Annotated in this window: 17 protein-coding genes; 1 reads left to right on the forward strand and 16 read right to left on the reverse strand. The window is 35.8% G+C overall.

Annotated elements, in window-relative coordinates:
• The 14 genes from AC220I_RS07300 to lepA all read right to left on the reverse strand — a co-directional run.
• On the reverse strand, positions 1-1,769 hold a 1,769-nt coding region (locus AC220I_RS07300; RefSeq protein WP_486723154.1), incomplete at its 3' end, for an HD family phosphohydrolase.
• A 31-nt stretch (positions 1,770-1,800) separates the two neighbouring features.
• The gene (locus tag AC220I_RS07305; RefSeq protein WP_486723155.1) at positions 1,801-2,832 is read right to left on the reverse strand and encodes a PhoH family protein; all 1,032 of its coding nucleotides are present in this window, start codon (positions 2,830-2,832) and stop codon (positions 1,801-1,803) included.
• A 330-nt stretch (positions 2,833-3,162) separates the two neighbouring features.
• Positions 3,163-3,609, reverse strand: a complete 447-nt coding sequence (locus AC220I_RS07310; RefSeq protein ID WP_486723156.1) for a GatB/YqeY domain-containing protein — start codon at positions 3,607-3,609, stop codon at positions 3,163-3,165.
• A 15-nt stretch (positions 3,610-3,624) separates the two neighbouring features.
• Complete coding sequence (rpsU, locus tag AC220I_RS07315; RefSeq protein WP_486723157.1) at positions 3,625-3,807, reverse strand: 30S ribosomal protein S21; 183 nt, start codon at positions 3,805-3,807, stop codon at positions 3,625-3,627.
• 117 nt (positions 3,808-3,924) lie between these two features.
• Positions 3,925-4,269, reverse strand: coding sequence for a histidine triad nucleotide-binding protein (locus tag AC220I_RS07320; protein ID WP_486723170.1), 345 nt, complete (start codon positions 4,267-4,269; stop codon positions 3,925-3,927).
• A gap of 126 nt (positions 4,270-4,395) precedes the next feature.
• Positions 4,396-5,703, reverse strand: a complete 1,308-nt coding sequence (gene mtaB, locus AC220I_RS07325; RefSeq protein ID WP_486723158.1) for a tRNA (N(6)-L-threonylcarbamoyladenosine(37)-C(2))-methylthiotransferase MtaB — start codon at positions 5,701-5,703, stop codon at positions 4,396-4,398.
• A 15-nt stretch (positions 5,704-5,718) separates the two neighbouring features.
• Complete coding sequence (locus AC220I_RS07330; protein ID WP_486723159.1) at positions 5,719-6,471, reverse strand: RsmE family RNA methyltransferase; 753 nt, start codon at positions 6,469-6,471, stop codon at positions 5,719-5,721.
• A gap of 17 nt (positions 6,472-6,488) precedes the next feature.
• Positions 6,489-7,421, reverse strand: a complete 933-nt coding sequence (gene prmA, locus AC220I_RS07335) for a 50S ribosomal protein L11 methyltransferase (RefSeq protein WP_486723160.1) — start codon at positions 7,419-7,421, stop codon at positions 6,489-6,491.
• A gap of 331 nt (positions 7,422-7,752) precedes the next feature.
• Complete coding sequence (gene dnaJ / locus AC220I_RS07340) at positions 7,753-8,916, reverse strand: molecular chaperone DnaJ (RefSeq protein ID WP_486723161.1); 1,164 nt, start codon at positions 8,914-8,916, stop codon at positions 7,753-7,755.
• 63 nt (positions 8,917-8,979) lie between these two features.
• Entirely contained in the window at positions 8,980-10,794 is a 1,815-nt protein-coding gene (gene dnaK, locus AC220I_RS07345) for a molecular chaperone DnaK (protein WP_486723162.1), read from the reverse strand.
• 172 nt (positions 10,795-10,966) lie between these two features.
• Positions 10,967-11,557, reverse strand: coding sequence for a nucleotide exchange factor GrpE (gene grpE, locus AC220I_RS07350; RefSeq protein ID WP_486723163.1), 591 nt, complete (start codon positions 11,555-11,557; stop codon positions 10,967-10,969).
• A 32-nt stretch (positions 11,558-11,589) separates the two neighbouring features.
• Positions 11,590-12,615 (reverse strand): heat-inducible transcriptional repressor HrcA, encoded by a 1,026-nt coding sequence (gene hrcA, locus AC220I_RS07355; protein WP_486723164.1) that lies wholly within the window; start codon positions 12,613-12,615, stop codon positions 11,590-11,592.
• A 356-nt stretch (positions 12,616-12,971) separates the two neighbouring features.
• Positions 12,972-14,159 carry a radical SAM family heme chaperone HemW gene (hemW, locus tag AC220I_RS07360; RefSeq protein ID WP_486723165.1) on the reverse strand — a complete coding sequence of 396 codons (1,188 nt, stop codon included), beginning with the start codon at positions 14,157-14,159 and terminating at the stop codon, positions 12,972-12,974.
• Positions 14,160-14,296: 137 nt separating this feature from the next.
• The gene (lepA, locus tag AC220I_RS07365) at positions 14,297-16,108 is read right to left on the reverse strand and encodes a translation elongation factor 4 (RefSeq protein ID WP_486723166.1); all 1,812 of its coding nucleotides are present in this window, start codon (positions 16,106-16,108) and stop codon (positions 14,297-14,299) included.
• A 186-nt stretch (positions 16,109-16,294) separates the two neighbouring features.
• On the opposite strand from lepA, the gene rpsT reads away from it, so the two are divergent.
• On the forward strand, positions 16,295-16,561 hold the full coding sequence (gene rpsT / locus AC220I_RS07370; RefSeq protein ID WP_486723167.1) for a 30S ribosomal protein S20: 267 nt from the start codon (positions 16,295-16,297) through the stop codon (positions 16,559-16,561).
• 301 nt (positions 16,562-16,862) lie between these two features.
• Here the strand turns inward: rpsT and holA are convergent, their stop codons facing one another.
• Both holA and AC220I_RS07380 read right to left on the reverse strand, forming a co-directional pair.
• Positions 16,863-17,879 (reverse strand): DNA polymerase III subunit delta, encoded by a 1,017-nt coding sequence (gene holA, locus AC220I_RS07375; RefSeq protein WP_486723168.1) that lies wholly within the window; start codon positions 17,877-17,879, stop codon positions 16,863-16,865.
• An 87-nt stretch (positions 17,880-17,966) separates the two neighbouring features.
• Positions 17,967-19,839 (reverse strand): DNA internalization-related competence protein ComEC/Rec2 (locus AC220I_RS07380; protein ID WP_486723169.1); only part of this gene is annotated, 1,873 nt, incomplete at its 5' end.

Here is a 19,839-nt window from a genome sequence, read left to right on the forward strand (position 1 = left end):
GCATTGTTCTTGGTCTTTTCTTGATGATAAAAATACTTAATGAGTGACGTTCCATGATGCTCTCTAATAATTTGAAGGATTTCTTCTGGCAGTTTGTTTTTTTCAGCTAATTCAACTCCAAATAGGGTGTGGTTTCTTATGATGTTGGCACTGACTTGCGGCGGCAGCTTGTCATGAGGATTTTCATGTCCAACCTGATTCTCTTTAAAATAGTAGGGTCTTTCAAGTTTTCCTATATCATGGTAGAAAGAGCCTACCCTTGCAAGCATACTATTGGCACCTATATCGTGTGCTGCTGTCTCAGCCAGATTACCAACCAGAATACTGTGATGATAAGTGCCTGGTGCCTCCACCAACAACCGCTTTAGGAGCTCTCTATTGGGGTTCGAAAGTTCAAGAAGCTTAAAAGGCGTTAAAATTTGAAATATGGTTTCGAAAAAAGGCAAAGTGCCAAGCGTTATAATAGAAGAAATTGCGCCATTCATTAAAATCATAAAAAGTCTGACCAGCAAGTTCTCATTATAAGTTTTAAATATTAAGGTCTCCATTAGGGTAAAGACCAGCATGACCAGAGAGGCATAAATGCCAATCATCATGATTTGCGATCTGAGCTTTACGTTTCTTAAAAACAAACTCACCGTCAAAATGCTCATTAAGTACATGAGCGTTACGTGTGAAGGCAAACCAAGCCAAATACTGATTAGCATAATTAATGTGGTCCCGTAAAATTTTACGAGATTTGGCGTCAGGAGTATGCCAATAAGCATTGCAAATACAGGTATTGGAATAAGGTAGATCGAAAAAGATGCAAATAACTTAGAGCTGGCAAAGACCATGACAAACATGGACATGAGGATAATATACTCTCTTGATTTCTCAAGTACATGTCTTTCGAAGTAGACCAAATACAGATGATTGATAACCCAAACCAAGATCAACATCCCCACGAGTCCGAGTAAATTGAGTATATGGTCTCTACTTGACTCAATCATCATGTTGCCGTCTTTTAATATGGTTAATTCTCGCTCTGTAATGCTAGATCCTTTAGATATAAGTAAGGTACCCGCTGGATAAACGATGTCATCAATTTTACTGACCTCATTTTCAATTTTTTTATCTGTTTTCTCCTGATCGACAAACTTATTTGCCTTTAAGGACCCTTTAATAAACTTTAATAAGATAATCTTGTCGTTATCACCAATATCAGCAAGGTTTTCAACAAACGTCTCTATACCCTCAGTTATACTTTCTATCTCACTGACTTCTATGCCATTCGACATATTTTCTTGTGTGATATCCATGGCATAATTCTTAATCAGGGTAATCCGTTCAACAGACATCATGGCAATAGATTGAAGCGCTTTCTCATCAAACCCGAAGGGGTTTTTACTCTCAATTCCAGAATAGACGCGTTTAAAGAGTTCAGGATCATTGGCATAATCTTCCTTAAGCTCTAGTAGTCTTCCAAAAAACTCATTGAGTTGTTTTTTAGTCTCTACCTGCTTAGAAAAATCAATGGTCATGATCGGTTCTACTTCTAAGGCCGTTTTCTCTTTTAAGACCTGAGTTGCTTTTTGATCAACGACATCCTTGATTAAATATATATCGGATTTTGCTATGTCACCCACTTGATAGTCATAAATGCCATTAAAGACCGATTGGTTAAACAAAAAAAATACGACAATAAAGCTTGCAATCATCACGAAGATGTTTGTAATTCGATTTCTATTTTTGAGTCTAAGTCTCGTTTTTCTCTTGATTTTATCCATCACTGCCTCCAGTTGATTCTTTGAATCACCTTTAATTGCCTGGCTTATTTTTTCTATAGAGATTCTTATTCTTGTCTTGCTTTTTACTTTCTGCATATTTTTGCTTTTTCTCGTACTGGTCATAGCTGACGATGATTTTTTTAACCAATTCGTGTCTAACCACATCTCTTTCCGTTAGATACATAAAACTGATACCATCGACGTTCTTTAATACTTCTATAGCGTTGACAAGGCCTGACTTTTTGCCTGATGGCAAGTCGATTTGAGTTACGTCTCCGTTGACGATTACTTTGGAACCGAATCCAAATCGTGTTAAGAACATCTTCATCTGCTCTTTTGTTGTATTCTGTGCTTCATCTAGGATGATGAAGGAGTTGTCAAGTGTTCTCCCTCTCATATAGGCAAGTGGCGCAACCTCAATAAGCCCGCGTTCCTTATAACTATTGTAGGTCTCAGAACCCAAAATATCATAAAGGGCATCGTAGAGTGGTCTTAGGTAGGGATCAACTTTCATTTGTAAATCACCTGGTAAAAACCCTAGACTTTCACCAGCTTCAACAGCAGGTCTTGTAATTATGATCCGATTGACTTCATTGTTTTTGAAAGCACGCACTGCCATCGCCACCGCCAAATAGGTTTTACCAGTACCTGCAGGTCCGATCCCAAATGTCACATCATTTTGTTGGATTGCCTTAATGTAATGACCTTGGCCAATGGTTTTGGGTTTAATGTATTTTCCCCTAGCCGTGACACAGACAAATGATTTATTGAGATCTTCTAATTGATTACTATCGCCTACTTTTACAGACTGTATCACATAATTAATGCGTTGACGGTCAATAATCTCACCGGATTCAATGGTTCTTATCAGACTACTGATTACTTCTTCAACTTGATTTACTTGTTCCAAATCACCCTTTAAAAAGATTTCACCATCTCTTGAAGTTATATTAACATTATAGTGCTTCTCAATTATTTTAATATTTTCATCTAAATTTCCAAACAGCAAATGCAATGCATTAAAGTCATTTAGAATCATTTTTTTAACTGTAACTTCTGACATTTTACCTCCTAATAATGCATGACGCTTTCTATTATTTTATCATAAATATGAAAGATATTAAAAATATTCTTTTTCATGCATTCTAATTCAAGTAAGGTGTAAAATACGGATTTTAATTATTTAACATTGACCCTTAAAAAAGATAAAATCAATCCCTCATAAAACCTTTAGGCTAAGAGTAAGCTAAACAAAATAAAAAGGACCTTCATACAATTGATTTAAAATCTATCTGATTTAAAATCAATTGCAGAAAATCCTAATTTTTCATAAAAATTAATAGCACCTTCCTTACGGAAAGTGCTATTTAATCAACTGTTAAAATAACAGAACTTATTTTGATAAAGATTTCTTGACGAGGTCAGCAACAAGCTTCCCGTCCGCTTTACCTTTTGTAGCTTCTGAAACGATTCCCATTACTTTACCCATTTCCTTCATTGAAGCTGCTCCTGTTGTCTCAATTGCTTTCGCAATAATATCAACAATTGCTTCTTCAGTGAGTTGTTCAGGCAAATAAGTCATGAGTATATCGATCTCTGCCTTAGTCATTTCAACTAAGTCGTCGCGTCCACCCTTGGAAAAATCCTCAATGGCGCCTTTTTTCTGCTTGATTTGTTTCGCAATGATATCAATGACATCGTCCTCAGAAAGTTCTCTTCTCTCATCCACTTCGATTTGCTTAATTGCAGCACGAAGCATCGTGATCACAGACTTTCTCACTTTGTCTTTTTCTCTCATAGCATCTTTCAAATCATCAGTCAGCTTACTAGCAAGTGACATATTTTCACCCTTTCTTTAAGCTTGACGTCTTTTTTTCTTTCTAGCTGCTTCAGATTTTTTCTTACGTCTTACACTAGGCTTTTCGTAATGTCTTCTCTTCTTGATCTCAGCCATTACGCCAGCTTTTGAAGTTTCTCTCTTAAATCTCTTTAAAGCACTATCGATGCTTTCATTTTCTCCTACTTTGATGCCAGACATTCACATTCCCTCCCTCCGTTAATAGATTCTTTAATAGTACAGAGGAATGTACCTAGAACATACTTCGTAATTATACACTAAAAACGCTATAAATGCAATACATTTTTATAGTCATTTTTAACCTGGTGGCCACTGTAATGACCTTCCGCCAAGCAAGTGATAATGAAGATGGAAAACACTTTGACCTCCGTCTTTACCGACATTTGTAAGCAAACGGTAGCCACTCTCGTCAATATTATTTTCCTTGGCAATTTTAGATGCCACGAGGTGCAAATGTCCTATGAGATTAATATGTTCTTCTTCCATTTCTTCTATTGAAGCAATGTGCACTTTAGGAACTATGAGAACATGGACAGGCGCACTCGGATTGATGTCTTCAAATGCATAGACAAGTTCATCTTCATAAACTTTTGACGATGGAATTTCGCCGTTAATGATCTTACAAAATAAACAATCCACTATAACACCTCCTCTCATATGTCTGTATAAAATAAACCAATCGATATTAATCCTAATATAATAATTAGGGTCTATATCATATTTGATTATATCAAAATATCATGGAAGTCTCAAAATATTTTTAACATTTTAAGAAATAATTTTACCAATGAGTTCATGCCCATCCAAACCTGTGATTTCACAATTGTAAATTTGCTTAATTAAGTTCTGATGTGCATCACCCTTAACTAAAACCTTAATATAATTAGTGGTGTGTCCTACCCAGTACCCGTCTTTAAACTCTTCAAAGAGGACGTTTAGGATTTCGCCTTTGTAAGCCTCCAAGTAGTCAAGTGTCATTTGATTTCCAAGTTGAATCAGTTTTTCGCTTCGTAGCTTTTTAACGTCGCCACTGACTTGATCCTTCATTTTAGCAGCAGGTGTACCTTCACGCTTTGAAAATTTAAAGACGTGAATTTCACTAAAGTGAATATGCTCAACAAACTTATAGGTTTCATCAAACTCAGCATCAGTTTCGCCTGGAAATCCAACAATAATATCTGTGGTAATTGAAGGATTTTTATAGACTTGTCTTAAAGCTTGAACTGCTTTGTCATATTCATCACTTGTATATTTACGATTCATTCTTTTAAGGACTGAATCAGAACCACTTTGCATGGACAGATGGAAGTGATCACACACTTTATCAAGCTTACTCAATCTTTCCACAAACGATGCCGTTATCAATCTTGGTTCGATGGAACCAAGCCTAATACGTTCAAGGCCCTCAATGCGATGAATGGCTTCCATTAAGTCAATTAGCCCAATGGATTCAAGATCTAGTCCATATGACCCTATGTGTATGCCTGTTAAGACGAATTCCTTGTAGCCTTGTTTTACGAGTTCTGATATCTCTGTAACAATATTGTCAAGTGATCTACTACGGACTTGTCCCCTTGCATAAGGAATAATACAGTAGGAGCAGAACTGATTGCACCCTTCTTGTATCTTAATAAAAGCCCTCGTATGTTCCTTAATATGCTTAACCGTCAGCTCTTCAAACTGCTTAATTTTCATGATATCCTTGACGATAACATAGGGCTTGTCAGTCAAACCATTTTGATAGTCTTCAACGTACTTTATGATACCACCTCGGGCATCTGTGCCAATGACAATATCCACATCTTCAATTGCAGATACTTCATCAGGTGAGATTTGAGCGTAACAGCCAATAACGACCACAATCGCATCTGGATTGTTTTTCTTGGCTCTTCTTATCATTTGTCTTGATTTCTTGTCCCCAACATTCGTAACGGTGCAAGTGTTAATTATATAGACATTTGCAAATTCTTCAAAATCCACAATCTCAAAACGATGGTTGTAAAACAAGTCCATCAAGGCATCTGTTTCGTACTGATTTGTTTTGCAACCCAGTGTTGCAAATGCGACTTTATGCATTTAATAACTCCTAATCTATTTCTCTTTTGAGGCCAAATCGCCAAGTGCATACTGTAAACACGCCACACATGTAAAGCCAGCTGTTTCTGTTCGCAATATACGCTTGCCTAGTGTAACAATTTTAGCGTCTGATTCTCTTAAGGCATCTATTTCAGCAGCTTCGAATCCGCCCTCGGGTCCTATGATTACCGCAATGGATTTTGGCTCTACACCCTTTATGGCATCGTTTATAAACAATTGATCTTCTGCTTCATATAAGGTTAAAACCAAATCATATGCCTTTAAGTAGTCTCCAATCCTTTGTATTGGGAGGACTTCTTTTACCTTTGAAATATAATCTCGCTTGGACTGTTTGGCCGCTTCAAGGGCAATTTTATCCAAACGGTCTATTTTTTTCTGTACATCCTTGCCCTTAAACTCGACGATACATCGCTTAGATTCTACCAAATAGAAGTCTCTAACACCAAGCTCAACATTCTTTTGAATAATCAATTCAAGCTTTTGTCCCTTTGGAAGGCATTGATAAATATCAATTTTGATTGAGGACTCATTTTCAGCCTCTTTGGTCTCTAAAATTTTAAGTTCAATCATCTTGGGCGATATATAGATCACCTCACCGATGTAGTTTATGGAACCATCGCTAAAGGAAACCAATTCGCCAAGATTTATTCTCAGAGATTTTTCCAGATGTCTCACTGAATCCTCATGATGTATCAGTAAATGTCCATCATCAATCTTATCTTCCGGGTTTAAAAAGAATTTATACATAACAAGTCCTTTGATTCTTATTTTTGTGAAACAACAACTGCCCATTCACCCTTTTCAACAACTTCAAGAATTTTAAATCCGGCAGATTCTAGTTTGTCAGTTACCATTTTAATGCGGCTCAAGATTATGCCTGATGCGATAAAATATGCCTTTTCTTTAAGCACCTTATCAATATCATCAACCAGCATCACGATGATTTCTGCAATAATATTTGCCACAACGAGGTCCCCTTTTTCAGTGATTACTGAAACAAGGTCACCATGTCTCACGTCTGATATTTCACTTAAGCCATTATGCTCAATGTTTTCTTTAGCCGTTCTGACAGCATTTTCATCTATATCAACCGCTACGACTTCTTTAGCCCCTAAAAGACCTGCTGCAATGGAAAGAATACCACTGCCACAACCGACATCAATGACTGTATCCGTTGACTTCATGTACTTTTCTATCATTTCAATACACATAGAAGTTGTTTCATGTGTCCCAGAGCCAAAGGCATTACCTGGGTCTATTTCTATGATGATATCCCCTTCCTTGGCATCAAACGTTTCCCAAGTTGGTTTTACGACCATATGGTCCCCAAGCCTAATGGGTTTAAAATATTTCTTCCACTCGTTTTCCCAATCCTTTGGATTTACGATTTCATATGATATTTCACCCAAACCTGGATCGAGCCCAAATTCTTTTAAAAGTCCAATTCGCATCTTAATTGTATTTAATGATTCTTCAATGGATTCCTTCTCAAGATACCCCGTTACAAGTACACCTTCAAAATCTAAGGATATGTTTTGTGGATCATAATAATCCCATTTGCCTTCAGTTTGATTGTGAAAATCAGGATCGTTTGGATCAAGGATCATGACACCTCCTGCACCAACGTCATACAATATATTTGAAACCGCTTCTATAGCCATTTCACTTGTTTTAATTTTAATTTCAAACCAACTCATAAATTTCTCCTCGTTATTTTATTAAGTTTAAGATTTATAATGTCCCTTATAATTTTTTTAAGTGGCTCTTCTTGTAGTAGACCCTAGTAAGATTGAGTTTCGTTACCGCCCTTAGAATTAGAACCATTATAAATCACTTATGATTAATGGTGATACTATTTAATACCCAAATTACATTATAAAATCTATGTTGATTATATATGAAATCACTTTATTTTTCTAGGCTGAAATTATAAGGAGGCCTCACTAACCAACAGACCAATACCTATACCATTTAATTGCGTAAAAAAATCTCTTGTTAAACAAGAGATTTAGTTTAGAGTTCTTTAAATTAGCTCAAAGCATCCTTCATTTTACCTAGGATTCCTTTGTCATTTTTTTTTTTACCCTTTGACGTCTCATCGACGGTGGGTTTTTTACCCGTCATTTCTGCCTCAAACGCTTCAAGGAGTTCTTTTTGTTTCTTATTAAGTCCTCTTGGTATTTCCACAATAACTCTGACATATTGGTCGCCTCTTCCGTATCCGTTTAATACTGGAACGCCTTTGCCTTTAAGTTTAAATTGTTTACCACTAGGCGTACCTTCTGGAATAACAAACTTAGCTTTTCCATCAAGTGTTGGTACTAAAACCTCTGCACCCAAAACAGCTTGTGCATAGGAGATATTTAAATCATAATATATATCATTACCATCACGTGTAAAGTGTTTGTGCGGTGTCACTCTAAGAACCACGATTACATCGCCTCGTGGACCTGCGTTCTGTCCTAAATCACCTTCACCTCTTAGCTGCATATTCGCGCCATGGAATACCCCAGCTGGGATGTCTATGTCTTTTGAAATTCTCTTCTTAATTTTACCGTGTCCCTTACATTGGTGGCATGGGGTATCAAATATTTCTCCCTTACCTTTACATGCAGTACATGGTTTAACACTTATAGACTCTCCGAATAATGATCTTTGAGAATATCTAACCTCACCTTTTCCATTACATGTTGTACACGTATGGGTTGAAGTTCCAGGCTCATTTCCTGCGCCATGACAAACGTCACATTCTTCAGTTCTTAAATATTCAATGTTCTTTTTAACGCCAAAAGCCGCTTCTTCAAAAGATAAAGTTATATCAACTCTGACATCAGCACCTTTTCTTGGACCATTTCGTCTAGATGAAGATGATGAAAATCCGAACCCACCAAACATTTCATTTATGATATCTTCAAAGCCACCAAAACCATCAAAACCGCCAAATCCAGCGCCTGCGCCACCATTTTGATTTACACCGGCATGACCAAATTGATCATAAAGGCGTCTTTTTTCGGCGTCGCTTAATACCTCGTAAGCTTCATTTATTTCTTTAAATTTAGCCTCTGCTTCTGCATTGTCTGGATTTCTGTCTGGATGGTATTGCATCGCAAGTTTTCTATAAGCTTTTTTGAGTTCGTTTTCATCTGCATTTCTCTCGACACCCAACAACTCATAATAATCGCTTTTACTCACTAAAATTCCGCCTTTCTGGTTGAAACCGATTTATAATAGTAAGGCACCCTAAGGTGCCTTGTATTAGTCTACCACTTCGTAATCTGCTTCGTCAACATTATCATCAGAACCTTGACCCATATCTTGCGGTCCTTGTTCAGCTTGAGCTTTAGCGTATAGCTTTTGAGCCAATGGTTGGAATGCATTTGTAAGTGCTTCAAAATCAGCTTTAATTGCTTCTGTATCTTCTGTCAACATTGATGCTTTTAATTTTTCAATTTTAGCATTGATATCTGATTTTTCAGCTTCTGAAACTTCATCACCAAGATCCGTTAATGATTTCTCAATTTCATAGATCATGTTATCTGCTTTATTTCTTTCTTCAATTAATTCTTTTTTCTTACGATCTTCTTCTGCGTGTAATTCAGCTTCCTTAACTTTTTTCTCAATTTCTTCATCAGATAAGTGCGTTGAAGCTGTAATTGTGATGTGTTGAACCTTTCCAGTACCAAGATCTTTAGCACTAACATTTACGATACCATTTGCATCAATATCAAATGTTACTTCAATTTGAGGAACACCTCTTCTTGCAGGTGGAATACCATCTAATTGGAATCTTCCTAAAGTGACGTTATCGCTTGCCATCTGTCTTTCACCTTGTAATACATGGATATCAACAGCTGTTTGGTTATCAGCAGCAGTAGAGAACACTTGGCTTTTCTTAGTAGGAATTGTTGTGTTTCTTTCGATTAATTTAGTAAATACAGAACCCAAAGTCTCGATACCTAAAGATAGTGGTGTAACATCAAGTAATAATACATCTTTAACATCTCCAGAGAGGACACCACCTTGAATTGCAGCACCAAGTGCAACACACTCATCAGGGTTCACGCCTTTATGTGGCTCTTTATTTGTAAATTTCTTAACAGCATCTTGAACTGCAGGAATTCTTGTAGAACCACCTACTAGGATAACTTGTTCGATGTCAGATGGATTTAAACCAGCATCTTTAAGGGCTTTTTTAGTTGGTTCCATAGTCATATCAACAAGATTTTTAGTTAATTGCTCAAATTTTGCACGTGTTAAGTCAATATTTAAGTGAAGTGGACCTTCTGCAGTAGCTGTGATAAATGGTAAGTTAATGTTAGTTGATTGAGTTGTAGAAAGCTCTTTTTTAGCTTTTTCAGCAGCTTCTTTTAATCTTTGAAGCGCCATTTTGTCGTTTCTTAAGTCTACACCATGCTCTGATTTAAATGTCTCAGCTAAATGATCCATAACGATTTTATCGAAATCGTCACCACCCAAGTGGTTGTTACCGTTTGTCGCTAATACTTCGAATACACCATCACCGATTTCAAGAATCGAAACGTCGAATGTACCACCACCAAGGTCGAATACCATGATTTTGTGTTGTTTGTCTGTTTTATCTAAACCGTAAGATAATGAAGCTGCTGTTGGCTCATTGATGATTCTTTTTACATCAAGACCAGCGATTTTACCTGCATCTTTAGTCGCTTGTCTTTGAGCATCCGTAAAGTATGCTGGTACAGTGATTACAGCTTCTGTTACTGTTTCGCCTAAGTAGCTTTCAGCATCTGCCTTTAATTTTTGAAGAATCATAGCTGAAATTTCTTGTGGAGAGTATACTTTGTCGTCAATTTTAACTTTGTGGTCTCTACCCATTTCTCTTTTAATCGAAATAATTGTTCTATCTGGATTTGTGATTGCTTGTCTTTTTGCAGTTTCACCAACAAGTCTTTCGCCTGTTTTTGTAAACGCCACGATAGATGGTGTTGTTCTATTACCTTCCGCGTTAGGAATTACGACAGCCTCGCCGCCTTCTAATACTGATACACACGAGTTTGTGGTTCCTAAGTCAATACCAATTATTTTAGCCATTTTAATTGCCTCCTTATAATTTAACCTTCTAATGTCAATTTTATTATTTTTAACGGACAATAAATAAGTCGTCCTGTTTTTCAATAGATTTACCTTAAAAAATCTTCATATTCGATACGAGCTTAAACGTTCTCACTAGCTCTCATTTAAGACCCCTTTACCTACTGCCTTATTAATTTGAAACCTTTACCATACTTGGTCTAATGACTTTGTCACCCAATAAGTAGCCCTCTTGGAAGACAGCCACTACAGTTTCACCTTCAACGCCTTCAACTTCTTCTGTCATAACAGCATGATGTTTGTCAGGGTCAAACGGCGTATTAATGGCTTCAATTTTCTTTACTTCGTGCTTATCAAAGAAATCATCCAAAGATTTTTTAATCATCTTAACGCCATTTAAGACTTTATCTTCAGCATGGTCCTCTTCGAAAGAAGATAAGGCACGCTCAAAATTATCCATGATCGGTAACATTTCTATAATAAGCTTCTCGTTACCGTATTTAAAAATATCTGTTTTTTCTTTTTCTACACGTTTTCTATAATTCTGGAACTCTGCATTTAATCTTAAATAACGATCATTTAGGTTTTGAATTTCTGCTTTCAACTCTTCTACACCGCTTTCTTGTGTATCACGCTCTTGTGCATTTTCACTCTTGTCATCTGATTCTGCAGTTTCTGAAGCATTTGCCTCATTTATAACAGCCTCATCTGTCTCGACAGTCGTTTCATCGGCAAGTGTTTGATCTTTCTTTTTCTTACTCATCCGTCTCATCCTTTTTAATCATTTTCGTTGTTTTATAAATATATACCAGAAAACAAATCTGATAATGTATTGCTGATGTAATTTACAATTGAAATCACATTGCCATAATCAATACGCTTTGGCCCCATGACGAGTATTTTACCTTCATTTTTGCCATCGACCATATAGGTGGATGTAATGACACTACAATCTTCAAGTTCTTTAATACCTATTTCTGAACCTATTTTAATAGAGAGCTTATTTGTATCAACGACTTCTACCAACCCTTTAAGATTATCCTCTGATTTCATAAAATTAAAGATTTGTTTGGCCTTTTCTGATTCTGAAAATTCAAGTATTGATAAAATGTTTTGCTCACCCGCAATGTGAATTTCATTATCATCTAGGTTCTTAAGAGCATCCTTTAAAATTGGAATTAGATAATCAACAATATTTCCAAAGGTACTCAACTTCTCCTTCAATTTCAATATGGCACGGACATCTATGTTTTCGATGGTTTCTCCCATTAAAAACGATAGCATTGTGTCTGAAATTTTATCCAATATATATTGGTCCGTATTGGCAAGTGCTAATTGAATGCTCTTGACGATGCCGTTATCTGTAACCAAGATTAAGAGTACTTTCTTATCGGTGACTTTAATCATCTTTAAATTGGCCAACTGACATTTATTGAACTGAGGAATGGTCACAACTGATACAAGTCCTGTAAAATCCGCCAATAACTTTGCGGATTGATCTGCAATATCATTTGCCTCGATAATTTTCTTTAATAGAAGCGATTGTATCAGTTCTTTTTGGTCCAAACCAATTGTATGCAAGTTGGTCATGGAATCTACATATAGACGATAACCAAGCTCTGATGGTACCCTGCCAGCTGAAGTATGAGGTTGTTCTAAGTACCCAAGCTCCTCAAGATCTGCCATTTCATTTCTAATGGTTGCAGAACTGATTCCAAGTGGATATTTTTTAGAAATCGTCCTAGAGCCAACCGGTTGAGCTGTGTCTATAAAATCTCTGATGATTGCTTCCAAGATGCGAAGTTGTCTTTCAGATAACATCTTATCACCATCCTTCTGTTAGCACTCATCTTTAAGGAGTGCTAATTCTATATATAATATACCGCCAACCGCTTGACTTGTCAACCTTCTTTTAAAATATTTATAGTCTATTTACAATTCGTTAAAAATCATTTACCGCAGAACTTTGTTTAACACATCTAACCACTCTTCACAAGTTACCACTCTTCCTTTGCGCTAGATGACAACTCATGATATAGAATAAAAGAGATTCGAATCTTACTAAACAGCTCTATGTTCCAAGCTGTTAATAAAATTGAATCTCAGTTTTTTTTAATCTCTACTATATTTCACTTGAAGTATAAACAAGTCTATGACTTCAAATTATAATCGCTTAATTACTCACCCATAAACTCCAAGAATACCTGATTAGACAAGTCTCTACCAAGGGCTGTTAAATAAATTCTATCACCCGAATGATCTAATTCAATTAATTTTTGATTCATGAGCTTTTCAATTTCATTCTTGTATTTTGACATTAGATCAAGCTCGTACTTTAGGTTTATTTCTTTCGCAGAAATCCCCTTGTTGAGTCTTAAACCCAGCATAATGGTTTCAAACAAATCCTCATCTGCCTCAATAGGTATTTCCTCTTCAACCGGTTTAATTTTCTGTTCAAGTGCTTTAATATAGTGGGGAAAATTCGCAAAATTATTGAACCTTAAATTGCCTACTTTACTGTGTGAGGCTATTCCTAGTCCGAGATAGGCTTTATTTTCCCAGTATACCAGATTGTGTTTGGATTCCCTGTTGGGCTTGGCAAAATTTGAAATTTCATATTGATCATAACCATTATCTTTAAGAACGCTTTCAATTAAATGATACATGGCCCTTTCAGTATCCTCATCGGGTAAATTAATTTCGCCTCGTTCATAAGCATTGTACATAGGTGTGCCTTCTTCTAACTTTAGTGCATAAGCGGAGATGTGGTCCGGTTGAAGCTCACTGATGACTTTAAGTGTATATTTGATGTCATCTATGGATTGATTTGGAAGGCCAAACATCAAGTCCAAATTGATATTATCAAAGCCACGTTCCCTGAGACCCTTGTAGGTGGTTAAAAACTCGTTAAAGGTGTGTATTCGCCCAATTGATTTCAATAATGTGTCTTGAGCGGATTGAACCCCCATACTGATACGGTTGATACCAGCCGATAAATAAGCATTAATTTTTTCCTCGTTTAAGGTCCCTGGATTGATTTCTATTGTAAACTCTTCCAAATCCTTTAAAGTGTTAAATGCCTTTATTTGATTAACAATTTCAAGTATATATGACCCTTCAATACTTGAAGGTGTACCACCACCTATAAAAATCGTTTTAATTTTTGAGTCTTTAAGCAAGTCTGAATAAAGTTGTATTTCGGTCTTTAATGCTGAAATATAATTTTCCACAGCATTACTCTTTTCAGCATCGGTCACTTTATATGATACAAAATCACAATATGCGCATTTTTCAATACAAAATGGAATATGAATATATAAACTAATTTCACCATGACTTACCAGTTGATTTACCATTAAACTCATCTGAACCTCCTTTATCTTCTGACTATTACAGGCCCTTTAACCTTTAACCTTTATCATTTAATCAGATTAATCTTGTCTTATGCCTTTGAGCATTATAGGGATAAAAAAGCAATCGGAGAGCCCCGATTGCTTAAATCTTAATTATCGTCAAATTTGAGAACTGATAAAAAGGCTTGTTGTGGTACTTCTACCGAACCAAGCTGTCTCATTTTCTTTTTACCCTCTTTTTGCTTTTCTAATAGTTTTTTCTTACGCGAAATATCGCCACCGTAACATTTGGCAAGAACATCCTTACGCATAGCGCTGATCGTCTCTCTTGCGATTACTTTGGAGCCTACTGCTGCTTGAATAGGGATTACGAACATTTGACGTGGAATAACTTCCTTCAAACGTTCACATATGATTCTCCCCCTACTCTCTGCTTTTGTCTTATGAACGATCATAGAGAAGGCGTCAATATTTTCCTTATTAAGCAGTATGTCCAGCTTAACAAGCTCTGATACACGATACTCCAAGAACTCATAATCAAGCGATCCATATCCTCTTGTTTTTGATTTAAGGGCATCAAAGAAGTCATAGATTACTTCGTTCAGTGGGAGCTCATAATGCAGCACTACACGCTTCGGATCAAGATAATCCATGTGAAGCATGATACCGCGTCTATTTTGACAAAGATCCATAATATTACCAACATACTCATTTGGTACAATTATGTTTGCTTTTACAATTGGTTCTTCCATTGTACTGATTTCAGTAACAGGCGGTAAATTCGATGGATTTTGAATCATCATAACTTCGCCACTATTGGTTGTAATCCTATAAATTACACTAGGTGCAGTTGCAATGATATCAAGGTCAAACTCCCGATCTATCCTCTGTTCGATGATCTCCAAATGAAGTAAGCCAAGGAAACCACATCTAAATCCAAAACCAAGTGCCACTGAAGTCTCTGGTTCAAATGATAATGCCGCATCGTTTAATTGTAGCTTCTCAAGTGCATCTCTAACCTCATCATAGCTTTCACCTTCAGCTGGATAAATACCACAGAAGACCATAGAGGTCGCCTTTTTATATCCAGGTAATGGCTCAGCAGTTGGTTTTAATGAACTTGTAATTGTGTCCCCAACCCTACAGTCCTTTACATTTTTGATACTTGCAGTGATGTAACCAACATCTCCTGCTCTTAATTCTTCAACAGGAACTGGTCCAGGAACAGAAATACCAACTTCAACGACATCAAACTTTTTGCCAGCTGCCATCATCATGATTTGGTCGCCCTTTTTAACAGAACCTTCCATAATCCTAACAAAAGCTACTGCGCCTTTATAACTGTCATAGTATGAATCGAAGATCAAGGCCTTAAGAGGTGCATCTTCATCACCATCTGGTGGTGGGACAGCTTCTACGATTCTTTCGAGAACATCTTCAATATTAAGCCCGTTTTTAGCAGATATTAATGGGGCATCTTCAGCGATGATCCCAATGATTTCTTCAATTTCTTGAATGATTTCATCTGGTCTTGCACTAGGTAGATCAATTTTATTGAGTACTGGAACGATTTCAAGCCCTTGTTCATCAGCAAGATGAACATTAGCAAGTGTTTGCGCTTCTACACCTTGTGTTGCATCTACTACAAGCAATGCACCCTCGCAAGCTGCAAGCGATCGTGATACCTCATAAGTAAAATCCACATGGCCCGGTGTGTCGATTAAATTAAGCAGATATTCATGTCCATCCTTCGCCTTATACACAAGACGCGTTGTTTGGAGCTTGATGGTAATACCACGTTCTCTTTCAAGATCCATACTATCTAATATTTGCTCTTTCATTTCTCTTTGAGTCAATAAGCCTGTTTTCTCAATAAGACGATCTGCAAGTGTAGACTTACCATGATCAATATGTGCTATTATTGAAAAATTCCTTATATATTTTTGCCTTTCACTAGACATTTATATGCCTCCTTAACAGTGACTGTATATTCTAAACGCAATACGTTTAAACTTCCTTCTGAAAATGTACCTAACAATTATAACATACGATGTTAACCTTCTCAAATATATTTAAAAAAAACTTGATTTCTTATCAGGTGCGTGATAAAATTAGTCTGTTGAAAAACTGCGGGGAGGTGAACACGAATGGCTAATATTAAATCTGCAAAGAAGAGAATCAGTGTTATCAACAAGAAAACAGCTGTTAATAAGGCTAGAAAATCAGCGCTTAAAACTGCTGAAAAAAGATTCTTAGAAGCATTAGCATCTGGCGATAAAAATCTTGCTGAAGAAAAATTAAGATTCTTCGAAAAGAAAATGATTCAAGCTGGTGCTAAAGGAACATTCCACAAGAATGCAGCTTCTAGAAAAGTTTCAAGATTAAGAAAAAGATTAAACGCTGCGGCTGAATAGACGTTTACTTTTAATAATTTTGAAATTCCCCGAAAAAGACCGTGTCAATTTAATATTTGATCAAATATTAAAAAGCGTACATTTATATGTACGCTTTCGTCTTTTTTGTAACCTACCTTATTTTTGTAACCCACCTTAATTATAAGCCACCTTTTTTTAGCCTATTCTTATTCAAAATTAGCCTATAACAAAAAAAAAGCATCCTCAAGACTTTTATTTATAGCCTCACATTTTATATTCATATTCATATTCATATTCATATTCCACATTTCATACTTCATCTATACTAAATTACTATCTTCTACTTGTTGATCGTTTGAATTTCAAATAAGGCCTTCTCTATTAACAAATGAGGAGAAAGTCCAGTAGATTTCATTTCTATATCGACGGTTTCAATGATATCCACAATTTTATGCAAGGACTCAAAAGTGTATTGATTGGCAAAGTGAGATGCTTTCTTGGCTACAAAGGGATGTATGCCAAGTTTGGTTGCAACAATATTACTTGAATAGCCACTTTTAATGAGATATTTTGTTTTCAATATATTTCTAAACTGCTGATTAATCAAATAAAACACCTTGATTTCGGGTTCCCCATTGCCTACCAATTCATTTAGGATGAGCAAACTGGTCTGAATATTCTTCTCACTGATGGCATCAATCATCTTAAAGATGTTGTGCTCTATCGGAATTTCTAAATATTGATTAATGACACGCTCAGTAATTTCATCTTCGTTATTGGAAAGTGATTTGATTGTGTTGTCAACATCATATAGGTTTTTACTGGATTCCTTGTCTAAATAATTACTCATTTCTATGAAGTAATTGAGGGCATGATTCGAAATTGGCTTTTGATATTCTTTAAATTTCTTGTTAACCCATTTTACAAACTCCGAATGGGTCATCTTGTCAATCGAAACAAAAGTCCCTTCTTTTTCAAATAACTTATAGAGCTTTTTACGCTTATCCAAGTCTTTTTCAACAAAAACAAGGATCGTTTGCTCAGGAACTGATTTTAAGAATGACATCAATTTTACTTCTGCTTCATCTTTTACATTTTTAAATAAGTTGACATTATTTACATAAACAATTCTCTTTGAGTCAAAAAAAGGCAGGGTTTCAGCAATACTTAAAAATTGATCCACATCAAAACTGCCTTCAATCGTCGTAAAGTTCAATTCCTTATAGGCCTCCATCAAGAAATTCGTCTCAATCATCTTAACGATATTGTCGATTAAGTACTGCTCTTGACCGGTTATTAAATTTATAGGAGCAATTTCGTTATTTCTCAATTGCTTGTAGTAAGTCATAAAATCCATTAAATAAAACTCCTTCATAAATGTTCTTATAAAATAGTATCAGCAAATGCAATAAATTGAAAGCCTAATTATAAAATCCACGTTCTTTTAGTTCAATTCTTTATCAAAATAAGACCTAACCCCTTGAGGTGACATTTCAATGCCACCCAAACGATAAGTTTCAAGAACAATAACTTTGTATGTATTCAAGAGGTCAAGCACATCTTTATTAGGCATCAGGTATTTTTCATTGTGAGAAATTACAGCATATTTTACCTTATGCTCGTCTATGAATTTTTGACTAAAACCTGTTTTTGAACCATGATGTGATACTTTTAAAAAGGTAATCTCTTGAGATTCAAATGGTAATTTTTCATAATTTGGACCGCTTATATCCCCTAAAAATATCCCATTTACAGTTGCTGCTCTATATTCAATGGCAATTGCATTGTCGTTAGTCTCACTTGAACGAGTGGGCATCAACTTAAGGGTGGCCTCTCCAAGGTAGACTTGTATGATTGAAGCCACCATGATCACGTCAGTCTCATTTGGTATAAGTCCCTTTATCTTATCAAGGGTTTCCTGATTACAGTAAATCTGATCTACTTTAATCACTTTAAGAAGGGCTGATAGACCGCCAATATGATCCTCATGTGCATGTGTTAAAAATACTGCATTAAGGCGATTTATCCCCTTCTTATTTAGGATTTCAACAATTGGTGAATAAGTATCGCCAGTATCTATTAGAATTTTATATTGCCCCTCTATGATCAAGGTTGAATCACCATGTCCAACATCCATAAAGTGAATTTCTGAAAGCTCAGGGGAAAAACCACAAGTAATAAAGATAAGGCTTGTCAGTGTTATCAACCCTATAAAAGATCTCTTACCCAGTTTCAAATTTGTAGACTTAAGGGCAAAGTATACAAGCGTCATTATCATAAGTATTCTGAATTGATCAACTGTAAACACTTGAACATGTATTAATCTGATTGGCATCTTGCCTGCTAGACTTTCAATCAATAAAATAAAACACTCTAGAAGACGATTTATAACATTGCCTAAAAAAGGCACCATAAATAGGAGTGGAAAAAGAATACTGATCATGGGCACTAGAATTATATTGGATATAAATGAAAATACATTAGCCTCACCAAAATAATAGAGTTGGATTGGCAAGAAAACAATTTGAATATATAGAGCAAAGTGTAGCGCCTTTAGGGATTTGTATTTGCAGACATTGAGATTAAATTTTTGGTAAAAATAGGCTATTAATAGATAAGCTATAAAGGACAATTGATAAGATACTGATAATATGGATTTTGGGAACACTAATAATAATACCAGGTTTGTAAATGCAATGCCACTGAGCACATCCACCTTCCTTAATAAGGATCTCGCCACCTCTATGTAAAGTACAAGCAAGACTGCCCTTCCGGCAGAATAAGTAAACCCTACCAGACCCCAATATCCAAAGAGAAGCATTAAGATAAGGCATGACTTTATTCTACGTGGCAGCTTAATGATTGTATTAAGAAATAAATATAAGAGTCCAAAATGCATGCCTGATATCGCAAACACATGAGATATTCCAAGCGTTCTATATAAGTCCTTTTCACTTAGAAAATTACTTTCACCAAGTACCAAAGCATTGAAATACATCATGATCTTGTCTGGCATATATTTCTGTGTGTAATCAATTGAATTTATCTTCATACGGGCTAAAAAGGGCAAAAAGCCATTTTGATTAAGCTCACTTAACTTATAAGCCCTTAAATGATATTGGCCTATGATATTCTTTGAAAAAAGGTATTTTTGATAGTCAAAATCATAAAAATTTTGTGTATCTCTAAATTGTCTCTCATTTACATCAATTTTGATCTCAAATGTATTCTCACCTGACTCTAGCGCTTTATAAAGCTTAGTTTTCTCCTCTTTATCCATTTGATTCAAGTAAATCATGATTTTTGAATTAAGAGCA

It is taken from the genome of Fusibacter sp. (genome assembly GCF_057447755.1).

Coding starts and splice junctions, on each gene's coding strand:
- AC220I_RS07305 (WP_486723155.1), bottom strand. CDS start 2,832: ATGTCAGAAGTTACAGTTAAAAAAATGATTCTAAATGACTTTAATGCA.
- AC220I_RS07310 (WP_486723156.1), bottom strand. CDS start 3,609: ATGTCACTTGCTAGTAAGCTGACTGATGATTTGAAAGATGCTATGAGA.
- rpsU (WP_486723157.1), bottom strand. CDS start 3,807: ATGTCTGGCATCAAAGTAGGAGAAAATGAAAGCATCGATAGTGCTTTA.
- mtaB (WP_486723158.1), bottom strand. CDS start 5,703: ATGCATAAAGTCGCATTTGCAACACTGGGTTGCAAAACAAATCAGTAC.
- AC220I_RS07330 (WP_486723159.1), bottom strand. CDS start 6,471: ATGTATAAATTCTTTTTAAACCCGGAAGATAAGATTGATGATGGACAT.
- prmA (WP_486723160.1), bottom strand. CDS start 7,421: ATGAGTTGGTTTGAAATTAAAATTAAAACAAGTGAAATGGCTATAGAA.
- dnaK (WP_486723162.1), bottom strand. CDS start 10,794: ATGGCTAAAATAATTGGTATTGACTTAGGAACCACAAACTCGTGTGTA.
- grpE (WP_486723163.1), bottom strand. CDS start 11,557: ATGAGTAAGAAAAAGAAAGATCAAACACTTGCCGATGAAACGACTGTC.
- hrcA (WP_486723164.1), bottom strand. CDS start 12,615: ATGTTATCTGAAAGACAACTTCGCATCTTGGAAGCAATCATCAGAGAT.
- hemW (WP_486723165.1), bottom strand. CDS start 14,159: ATGAGTTTAATGGTAAATCAACTGGTAAGTCATGGTGAAATTAGTTTA.
- lepA (WP_486723166.1), bottom strand. CDS start 16,108: ATGTCTAGTGAAAGGCAAAAATATATAAGGAATTTTTCAATAATAGCA.
- rpsT (WP_486723167.1), top strand. CDS start 16,295: ATGGCTAATATTAAATCTGCAAAGAAGAGAATCAGTGTTATCAACAAG.
- holA (WP_486723168.1), bottom strand. CDS start 17,879: ATGGATTTTATGACTTACTACAAGCAATTGAGAAATAACGAAATTGCT.